The organism is Porphyrobacter sp. SLTP (assembly GCF_009905735.1).
GTDB lineage: Bacteria > Pseudomonadota > Alphaproteobacteria > Sphingomonadales > Sphingomonadaceae > Erythrobacter.
This window is the reverse complement of sequence record NZ_JAAALE010000007.1, coordinates 169,484-178,339: the sequence shown is the minus strand read 5'-3', so window position 1 is coordinate 178,339 and position 8,856 is coordinate 169,484. Positions and strand designations below refer to the sequence as shown.

Below are 8,856 nucleotides of genomic sequence, written 5' to 3'. Positions count from 1 at the left end.
CCCGGCTTCCCGGTCGTCACTCCGGCACCGGGCCTTGCCGCCTGGGCCGATCGCTTGGCCGAGCTGCCGCTGATGTATCAGCCTGCGACCAAGTGGAGCTATTCCTGTTCGATCGACCTGCTGGGCCGGGTGATCGAAGTGGTGAGCGGGATGGAGTTCGAGGCGTTTCTGAAAAAGCGCATCTTCGATCCCTGCGGCATGACCAGCACCTGGATGCAGGTGCCCGCGAGCGAGGCGCATCGCCTGACCGACAATATCGGCGTGCTGGGCGGCAATGTCTTCCCGCTCGATCCGGCGGCCAACTCAATCTACCTCGATGCACCCGAAGTCCCTGCTGGCGGCGGTGGGCTGGTGTCGAGCCCCAAGGATTACGACCGCTTCCTGCGGATGCTGCTCGGTTACGGCAGGCTCGACGGCAAGTTCGTGATGAGCGAGGAAGCGGTGCGCGTGGGCGTGTCAGATCTGATCCCGGCGACGGTCGATCTCACCGGTAGCTGGCTGGAGGGCGAAGGCCACGGCGCAGGCGGCCGCTCGAAGGGGGCCACCTTCGGCTGGGGCGGGGCTGCGGGGACGCTGGCGGCGGTCGATTTCGACCTCAACCTGCGCTCGTGCCTGTGGACTCAGTACATGCCGTCCGAAGCCTATCCGATCCGCGATGAATTCATCGCCGCGATGGAAGCTGACCTTGCCGCCATGCGCGCCAAGAAGAAGGCCGCCTGATGCACGCGCCTGCCGCCGCGCCCATGATGGCCTTCGCAGGCTCGCCGCTCGACCGGGCGGATCACATCCGCGTCGATGATGATGCGCTGGCGGGCCTGATGAACTGGCGCGCGCGGGTGCTGTTGCTCGATGGGTTGCTGCCGGGGGTGGACGATGTGGGCGGGCTCGTTTGGGGCAGCCTTGCCGATGTGGCCGAGGATGCCGAGCTGGTGTTCCTCGGGATGATGGACGGCAAGGCACATTTTGCTCCCGTCCCGCCTGCGGGCGCGGAAGGCCCGGCCTATGCGCAGCCTGCGGCATGGCAGCTGATGCAACTGCTCTCGCCGCCCGATCTGGCGATCTATGGCGGGGCGAGGAGCCTCGTCGATTGGCACGCGCGGCACCGCTTCTGCGCGCGCTGCGGCGGGGCGACCAAGCCCGTGAAGGGCGGCTGGCAGCGGCATTGCGACAATTGCGGCGCGGATCACTTCCCGCGCACCGATCCGGTGACGATCATGCTGGTCGAGCATGAGGATCGCCTGCTGCTCGGCCGCCAGCCGCGCTTTCCGCCCAAGATGTATTCCGCGCTCGCGGGCTTCGTCGAGCCGGGCGAGACGATCGAGGAAGCCGTGGCGCGCGAGATCCACGAAGAGGCGGGCGTCCGGGTGCGCGATGTGCGCTATATCGCCAGCCAGCCGTGGCCGTTCCCGAGCCAGCTGATGATCGGCTGCACGTCGGTCGCGGATGATCCCGAACTCACCATCGACCGCACCGAACTGGAAGACGCGCGCTGGTTCACCCGCGCGGAGCTGGAAGAGGCTCGCGCGGCAGGGGAGCACGGCACCGAACTCCTCTACTTCCCGCGCCCCTTTGCGATTGCGCATCATTTGGTCGCCTGGTGGCTCGACCGTTGACCACTCATCGCCTCACCATCGACATCTATTCCGATGTCATGTGCCCCTGGTGCCTGATCGGTTACGGCCAATTGACCAAGGCCTTGGGCGAATTGGAGGGCGAAATCGCGGCAGACATCCGCTGGCGGCCGTTCGAGCTGAACCCGCAGATGCCTGCCGAGGGCGAGGAGCAGGAAGCGCATCTCCAACGCAAATATGGTCGCCCCGCCGAGGAAGGCGCGCGCATTCGCGGCCAGATGAAGGCGATTGCGGAAGGCGCAGGCGTATCGCTCTCCTACGAGGGGGATGGTGAGGCCCCGCCAGCCATGATGTGGAACACGCGGGACTGTCACAAACTGCTCGCCTTCGCGCTGGAGCAGGCCGGGCCTGAGGTGCAGACCAGCTTGAAGCTCGCCCTGTTCCGCGCGCATTTCAACGAGCGGCGGAACCTCTCCGACAGGGCTGTTCTGCTCGACATCGCAGCCGAAGCGGGCCTCCACCGCGCGGCGGCGAAGGCGGCGCTGGACGATCCCGACCTCGAAGCCCGCGTCCTCGCAGAAGAGGCGCAGGCGTGGGACTTGAACATCTCGGGCGTTCCGGCGATGATCGTGGAAGGCAAGTTCCTGATCCCGGGCGCGCAGTCGCCTGATGTGTACGTCAATGCATTGCGGCGCGTGGCGGAAAAGACGCGGGCGGCGGCCCAGTAAAGCACTGCAGCGCTGCCGCTTGCCATGAAGACGTTTACGGAAATCGGAGCCCTGTTTCGCCAGCTTGGTCCGGTGCGTTTCTTCCTGCTTTTCGCAACAATTCTGGTGCCTATCCTTGCCTATGGACTGATTTTCGCCCTCCTTGCCGGAAACATCGGTTGGCCAGAAGATTATGGCTTCACCTGCAGACGCAAATGCATGTTCGTTCACATGTGGCACAGCCACAAGCTCGTTACCGGTGGGACGAGCGCGGAGTTGGCGCTGTTCGCGTTCATCTGGTTCATTCCTGCGACGGTGGTGGCAGTTTCTATCGCGTTCATCGTCAAGCGCTGGCTAAAGCAGCGGCGCGCGCGGATCAGGCCGATGGATGCCGACTGACGCTGGAGGAAATAGCCTTTCCAAGATCGTCATCCCAGCGAAAGCTGTGACCTAGAGCGGCTACCACTGCGTTCGAGGCCCTAGGCCCCAGCATTGGCTGGGGTGACGGGGAGGGCCTAAACCAGCCCCAGCCGCTCCAGCTTCATCGCCAGCTTGCCGGGCAGCGCGTCGCCGATATCCTCACCCGCGGCGAGATCCTTGGGCGCTTTCTCGTCGGTCAGGTAACGCCACCCCTGATGCGCGCGCTTGGCCTGCTGATGGACGCGGATCAGGGTGGGTTCGAGCACGATGTCCCAGCGCCCATCATCGGTCTTCACGAAGCCGAGAATCGGTGAGCGCGCCACGATGGCGTGGTTGATGATCCAGTAGAGCGAGCCGCCCACCACTTCCTCATGCCGCGTGGGCCGGTTGCGGGTGGTCAGGCGGATCTCGCCGCGCCCCTCATACCAGCCTTCGAGATGATCATAGCTTTTCGCCCCGAAGGCGATCTTGGTCAGGTGAAGCGGCATGACCCCGCTGTCACGCGCCCCTTCGCGCGTGTCAACCGGCCAGATAGGAGTCGAGCGTCAGTTGCAGCTGGCGGATGCGCGCCTCCTGATAATTGCCGAGCGTCTGCGCGCCCTTGCGCGAGGCTTTGGCCCCGTCCCGCTGGAGCGCGAGGTTGTCGGTATCCTGATCGAGGATCTCAGCGAGCGCGAAGCCGGGGACGGTGGTGTAACTGTCCTCAATTTCGAGCCGGATCGGTGTCGCGGGTGCGGGGCGCTCGCCGTTCGCGGGGATCGGCTGGAGGACGAGGATTTCGTGCAGGCACTCGTCCGGCCCCAGCGGGCGGAAGCGGTAACACAGGCGGATGCCGATCCCGGGGAAGAAGAAGGCGTTGGGGAAGAGGAAGTATTCGATCGAGTCCATCATCTCGGTTGTGGAGACTTGCGACAGATCGGTGCCAAAGGCCGCGCCCAGTTCCTCACGCAGCCGCCGCGCGTGTTCGGCGCGGGCCGAGGCGCCGGGGGGCAGGGCAGCGGGATCGCGCCCGAGCTTGCCGAACAGGGTCTGCTCGCTGATGTCCTGCTTCAGGTGCGGGCTGGGCACGCCGACCGCATGGATAAAGCGCGAGACGTGCTTGCCGAAGATGTCGTATTGCGCATTGGCATCGGCAGCGGTGTAGACCGCCTGTGCGTGGGTTTCGAGCACGTGGAAGGCTTCGAGGAAGGCCTCCATCGCCATCTTCCAATTCGCTGGCAGCACCTTTTCGGTGTGAAGCGCGACATAGCGATCATCCATCGGCCAAAGCTTGAAGTGCTCCGGCATCACCTCAAGCTGCTCGGCGAGTGGCGGGGGATTGTCGCCCATGTGGATGAACACAAACCCGCCCCAGGTGTCGCAGGCGACTTCATCGAGGCCGAAGGTCTCGTCTGACACATGAGGAAAGTCCCAGCGGCAGGGAATTTCGCGCAAGGTTCCGTCGAGGTTCCAGCTCATCCCGTGGAACGGGCAGCGGATATTGGCGCGCCTGACCCCGCGGGAGCCTTCGGCGGCGAACTTCATCCCCCGGTGCGGACAGGAATTGACGAAGGCGCGGATCGCCATGTCGGCCCCGCGCACCACAAGCACCGAATGGCGCCCGACGTCGTAGACGTAACGGTCGCCGACACCGGGAATGTGCTCTTCGCGGCAGGCCCATTGCCAGACGTTGGGCCAGAGGCGCTCCATCTCGAGATCGTGGAACGCCGGGTCGGTGTAACGGGCAAAGGGCACGTCTGTGTCGCCGAGGAAGGTGTAGGCCTCCTCGCGCATCGCGGCGGGGGCATTATCGCCGTCCGCATCGAGGATGTCCTGCATCGACAGGCCGGGACAGCGCGCCTCACCGGGGGCGAGGGCGGGGTCGGACGGGGCGGTCAGATCGGGTCGGGTCATGGGTGTCTCATCGCCTGGCGGTTGTAGAGGGGATCGTCGGGCTTACGCTGGCCCATGATGAAGGGCGCGACTGCGACCATGCCATCGGTGGCCGGATCATCGCGCACCCAGTCGACCAACTCGCTACGGTAGGCGAATTTCCAGACGCCATCGCGCCGCTCGTAGCGGTCGACATAACGGCCCGCGATAAACAGATCGCGTGCGTCCCCGCTGTTATCGAAAACGCGGTGGTAGGCTTGGTAATAGACCTCGCCATAGGCCTCGTTAGGGCCGGTGAAGTCGATGAGATGCTGGCCGAGCATGTGGTGGTTGCGCTGATGCTCTTTGAGCATCTTCATGCAGAAGGCGGCGAAGTCTTCCGCCGGGCCACTGAACACCCCGTATTCGCAGCGCGCCCCGGGCCAGAACTGTGCCAGCAGCAAGTCGCCATCAAGCCGGTCGAGCCCGCGCATGTAGAGCGCTGCGAGGTCGATGATGGCGAAGCGATCGTCCGCGGTGCCCATCATGCGATGCTCAGGCCGCCATCGACAATAAACGGCGCCCCGGTGGCGAACTTGCTCTCGTCGCTGGCGAGATAGACGACGAGATGCGCGATATCCTCAACCTCGCCCATGCGGCCGATGGGCTGGGCGATGGAGAAGGCCGCGCGGGTGGCATCGGGATCGGGGGTGCCCGCGATCACGCTTTCGACGTTGGGGGTGAGGATCGTGCCCGGTTGCACCGAGTTCACCCGCACGCCATTCTTCTCGCGCGCGCAGTAGAGCGCGATGGACTTGGTCAGCGTCACGACTGCGGCCTTGGCGCTGTTATAGGCGGCCAGATCGGGCGAGGGCTTGTTGCCCGCCGCGCTGGAGAAGTTGACGATGGAGCCGCCCCCACCCTTGGCCATCAAGGGGATCGCCGCCTTGCAGCCCATGAAGATCGAATCGACATCGACCGTGTAGCAGCGCTTGAAATCCTCCGGCGAGATGTCGGCAATGGAGCCGAACACGGTGATCGCGGCGTTGTTCACCAGCACGTCGAGCCGCCCGTGGCTGGCTTCGACCTCGGCAATGATCGCCTGCCAGCGTCCCCAGTCGGTAACGTCCTGATGAAGGTAATCGCAGCCCAGTTCCGTTGCCGTGGCACGGCCGGCGGCCTCGTCGATATCGGTGATGATGACAGTCGCGCCTTCGGCCATCAGAGCCTTGGTCGCCGCCTTGCCCAGACCCATAGCGCCGCCTGTCAGCAGCACCACTTTGCCTGCCACACGTCCTGCCATCACTCTCTCCCTTTATCGTCTGGGAGAGAGTTAGAACGTGGCCAGACCCATCGCCACTGCCAAACCTAAGAAGGCGAAGAAGCCCATCGAATCCGTGATCATGGTGACAAACACGCTGGAGGCGACCGCCGGGTCCTGATCCAGCCGTTCGAAAATCACCGGCACGGCCACGCCCGCAATCCCGGCAATCGCGATGTTGATGATCATCGCCATGCCGATCACCAGACCCATCATCGGCGTGAACAGGATGCCGGTCGCCGCGCCGATCAGCATTGCGATTGTGCCGCCATTGAGCAACGCGACGCGGAATTCGCGCCACAGGATGCGGCGGGTGTTGGAACGGGTCAGCTGGTTGGTCGCAATCGCGCGCACCGCCACGGCCATTGTCTGCGTGCCCGCATTGCCGCCGATGCTGGCGACAATCGGCATGAGGATGGCGAGCGCCACCAATTGTTCAATCGCCGCGCCGAACAGCGCGATGATTGATGAGGCGATCACCGCCGTCCCAAGGTTCGCGATCAGCCAGCGCACGCGGGCAGTATAGGCTTCACGGATCGGCTCGTTGATGTCGCCGTCGCCCGCACCCGACAGCAGCAGCGCATCCTCGCCCGCTTCTTCGGAGATGATGTGGACGATATCGTCGACCGTCATCTGCCCCACCAGCCGCCCGCTCTCGTCCACCACTGCAGCCGAAATCAGCGCGTATTTCTGGAACATCAGCGCGGCCTCTTCCTGATCCATCGTCACCGGGATCAGGGTCTGGTCGCGCTTCATCAGGTCAGTCAGGCGCACGGAGCGCGGGGTCGTGAGGATCCAGTTCAGCGCGCAGGTGCCGACCGGATGGTGCCTTTCGTCGATCACGAAGACTTCGAAGAAGTCATGCTCGATATCGCCGTTTTCGCGCAGGTAATCGATCAGATCGCCGACGCTCATATGTTCGGGCACCGCCACGAAATGCCGGCTCATCAAACGGCCGGCGGTTTCCTCGGGGTAAGCAAGCGCGCTGGAAACCGCCGCGCGGGTTTCCGGCTCCAGCTCGGCCATCACCGCGCGCTGATCGTCTTCGTCGAGATCCTCGATCAGCTGCACCGCATCGTCGGTGTCGAGCTGTTCGGCGATCACCGCGACGGCCTGCGCGGACAGCGTGTCCATGAGGTCTTCGCGGACGTAATCGTTCAGCTCCGCGATGACGTCGCTGGTCATCAGATCGCTGATCGCGGAGGCCAGCTGTGCGCGTTCGCGCGGTTCCAGCAGTTCGATCAGGTCAGCGATGTCGGCAGCATGGAGCGGCTCGACCAGGTCATAGACCGCGCCCTTGTCGCCCGCTTCCAGCGCATCGTGGACCGCGCTCACATAGGCAGGCTTGAGCCGGTTTTCCTGGTCATGGCGCTCATCATCGACCCGGTCATCCGGACGCACTTCGCCCTCACCGTGATCGGCGAGCGCAAGGTCGTCGTCGTGGATGCGATCTTCGGCCATATGAGAGGCGTTTACGGAGCGACCTATGAAAAGCAAGCGGGGAGGGTGACAGGCTCGCCACGACCGCTATAGAACCGCCCAAATTGTTACTCGGAGACAGACAAATGGCCGATACCCTCACGTTTACCCTCGACACCGGCGACGGCGAGGCCCGCGACGTCGTGATCAAGCTGCGCCCCGATCTGGCTCCCGGCCACGTCGCGCGCATCACCGAACTGGCGAGCGAAGGCTTCTATGATGGCGTGATCTTCCACCGCGTTATCAATGGCTTCATGGCGCAGGGCGGCGACCCGACCGGAACCGGCATGGGCGGCAGCGACAAGCCCGACCTCGCCGCCGAATTCAACGCCGAACCGCACGTCGAAGGCGTGTGCTCGATGGCCCGCGCGCAGAACCCGAACAGCGCCAATTCGCAGTTCTTCATCTGCCTTGATGATGCGCGCTTCCTCGACAAGCAGTACACCGTGTGGGGTCAGGTCACGAGCGGCATGGAACACGTCCACGCCCTGCCCAAGGGCGAACCGCCGCGCAGCCCCGGCAAGATCGTCAAGGCCACGGTGGCCTGACGGGGGCGGAGGGGTCCCAGGGGGTGAAAATTCGTTCGGTAGCAGTGGGCTTGGGCGCATTGCTTTTAGGTGGGTGTGCCACCTTGCCCGACATCACGCAGGCGCGTTCACCCTGCCAGCTTGAGCCTGGCGGGTGGTGCGGCTTTGTGCGCGAGGCGGCGGTCGAAGCGTGGCCCTATGCGGTCGCCTCGACCAACGCCTACACAGGCGATGATGACCTTTTCGCCAAGCCGGGCCGGGTGCTCCAGCGCATCGAGCATATGCCGATCGCGCCCGAGGATGCGGGCAAGGGGTTCAGCTACGAGCTGTTCAATCAGTATGCGCCGGGCACGGGGAGCGATGCCGCCCGCAAGCCCGTCGCGCGGGTGCTCGCTTTCCGCGGCACCGATTTCAAAGGCCTCTCCGACATCTTCTTCGGCACGCTGCGCAATGACCAGATCGAACTGGCGCTGCGCTATTTCGATGCCGAACGCGAGCGGCTGGGCAATGATCTGCCGTGGGTGGTGGCCGGCCATTCGCTCGGCGGCGCATTGGCGACAGAGGTTTCTAACGCGCATCCCGAAGTGCGCGCCTTCCTGTTCAACACCTCGCCTTTCTATCGCGATGAAGTGCGCGCCAATGCTCTGCGGCGGACCGTCTTCAACGAGCGCGGCGAGTTTCTGCGGCGGTTTGCGCGCAGCAGTGAGCCGCCTGCGGCTAATGTCTTCACCATCAATTGTGAGCCGCGCAAGGGCAGTATCACCAAGCATAAAGTGCGGCCGCTGGCCGAATGCATCACCTGGATCGCGGCCTATGCCAGCCGCGACGCCCTCGAGGTGATGAAGGCCAACGGCATCACCAAGCCGTTCGTGGAGTGCGGGCCGGAGGACAAGCCGCACCCCGGGCCGGGCACCAAGCCGGAAGAGCCCTGCGTCCACAACAGCCTGCGTGAGCCCGAGGGCAAGCGCAGGTAACCATCG

General features: G+C 64.5%; 11 protein-coding genes. 6 read left to right on the top strand and 5 right to left on the bottom strand.

Going from position 1 to position 8,856, the window contains the following annotated elements; translation table 11 throughout:
* The 4 genes from GVM20_RS08250 to GVM20_RS08235 all read left to right on the top strand — a co-directional run.
* A partial coding sequence (locus GVM20_RS08250; RefSeq protein ID WP_166546725.1) for a serine hydrolase domain-containing protein occupies positions 1-720 on the top strand: 720 nt, incomplete at its 5' end.
* Complete coding sequence (nudC, locus tag GVM20_RS08245; RefSeq protein WP_166546724.1) at positions 720-1,613, top strand: NAD(+) diphosphatase; 894 nt, start codon at positions 720-722, stop codon at positions 1,611-1,613. The genes GVM20_RS08250 and nudC, both read left to right, overlap by 1 nt.
* Entirely contained in the window at positions 1,610-2,299 is a 690-nt protein-coding gene (locus GVM20_RS08240; protein ID WP_166546723.1) for a DsbA family oxidoreductase, read from the top strand. Before nudC ends, GVM20_RS08240 begins: the two co-directional genes overlap by 4 nt.
* 24 nt (positions 2,300-2,323) lie before the next feature.
* Positions 2,324-2,677, top strand: coding sequence for a hypothetical protein (locus GVM20_RS08235; RefSeq protein WP_166546722.1), 354 nt, complete (start codon positions 2,324-2,326; stop codon positions 2,675-2,677).
* A 116-nt stretch (positions 2,678-2,793) separates the two neighbouring features.
* On the opposite strand, the gene GVM20_RS08230 is transcribed toward GVM20_RS08235, so the two are convergent.
* Genes GVM20_RS08230 through mgtE form a run of 5 tightly spaced genes read right to left on the bottom strand, consistent with a single transcriptional unit; the run spans position 2,794 to position 7,331 of the window.
* Complete coding sequence (locus tag GVM20_RS08230; RefSeq protein WP_160761372.1) at positions 2,794-3,186, bottom strand: DUF1489 family protein; 393 nt, start codon at positions 3,184-3,186, stop codon at positions 2,794-2,796.
* A gap of 31 nt (positions 3,187-3,217) precedes the next feature.
* Positions 3,218-4,591, bottom strand: coding sequence for an aromatic ring-hydroxylating oxygenase subunit alpha (locus GVM20_RS08225; RefSeq protein WP_166546721.1), 1,374 nt, complete (start codon positions 4,589-4,591; stop codon positions 3,218-3,220).
* Entirely contained in the window at positions 4,588-5,097 is a 510-nt protein-coding gene (locus GVM20_RS08220) for a nuclear transport factor 2 family protein (RefSeq protein ID WP_166546720.1), read from the bottom strand. Before GVM20_RS08220 ends, GVM20_RS08225 begins: the two co-directional genes overlap by 4 nt.
* On the bottom strand, positions 5,094-5,852 hold the full coding sequence (locus GVM20_RS08215; protein ID WP_166546719.1) for a glucose 1-dehydrogenase: 759 nt from the start codon (positions 5,850-5,852) through the stop codon (positions 5,094-5,096). The genes GVM20_RS08220 and GVM20_RS08215 overlap by 4 nt, the downstream gene beginning before the upstream one ends.
* Before the next feature lie 30 nt (positions 5,853-5,882).
* Positions 5,883-7,331, bottom strand: coding sequence for a magnesium transporter (gene mgtE, locus GVM20_RS08210; protein WP_166546718.1), 1,449 nt, complete (start codon positions 7,329-7,331; stop codon positions 5,883-5,885).
* Positions 7,332-7,435: 104 nt separating this feature from the next.
* Here mgtE and GVM20_RS08205 point away from each other — a divergent pair, with 104 nt between their 5' ends.
* The gene (locus GVM20_RS08205; protein ID WP_166546717.1) at positions 7,436-7,897 is read left to right on the top strand and encodes a peptidylprolyl isomerase; all 462 of its coding nucleotides are present in this window, start codon (positions 7,436-7,438) and stop codon (positions 7,895-7,897) included.
* Between the two features lie 83 nt (positions 7,898-7,980).
* Positions 7,981-8,850: an alpha/beta fold hydrolase gene (locus GVM20_RS08200; protein ID WP_166546716.1), complete on the top strand. Its 870-nt coding sequence runs from the start codon at positions 7,981-7,983 to the stop codon at positions 8,848-8,850.
* Positions 8,851-8,856 lie beyond the last annotated feature (6 nt).

What these genes read in the sequence shown, in the direction of transcription:
- GVM20_RS08230 (WP_160761372.1), bottom strand. Translation starts at nt 3,186, where the DNA reads ATGCCGCTTCACCTGACCAAGATCGCCTTCGGGGCGAAAAGCTATGAT.
- GVM20_RS08225 (WP_166546721.1), bottom strand. Translation starts at nt 4,591, where the DNA reads ATGACCCGACCCGATCTGACCGCCCCGTCCGACCCCGCCCTCGCCCCC.
- GVM20_RS08205 (WP_166546717.1), top strand. Translation starts at nt 7,436, where the DNA reads ATGGCCGATACCCTCACGTTTACCCTCGACACCGGCGACGGCGAGGCC.
- GVM20_RS08235 (WP_166546722.1), top strand. Translation starts at nt 2,324, where the DNA reads ATGAAGACGTTTACGGAAATCGGAGCCCTGTTTCGCCAGCTTGGTCCG.
- GVM20_RS08215 (WP_166546719.1), bottom strand. Translation starts at nt 5,852, where the DNA reads ATGGCAGGACGTGTGGCAGGCAAAGTGGTGCTGCTGACAGGCGGCGCT.
- nudC (WP_166546724.1), top strand. Translation starts at nt 720, where the DNA reads ATGCACGCGCCTGCCGCCGCGCCCATGATGGCCTTCGCAGGCTCGCCG.
- GVM20_RS08220 (WP_166546720.1), bottom strand. Translation starts at nt 5,097, where the DNA reads ATGATGGGCACCGCGGACGATCGCTTCGCCATCATCGACCTCGCAGCG.
- mgtE (WP_166546718.1), bottom strand. Translation starts at nt 7,331, where the DNA reads ATGGCCGAAGATCGCATCCACGACGACGACCTTGCGCTCGCCGATCAC.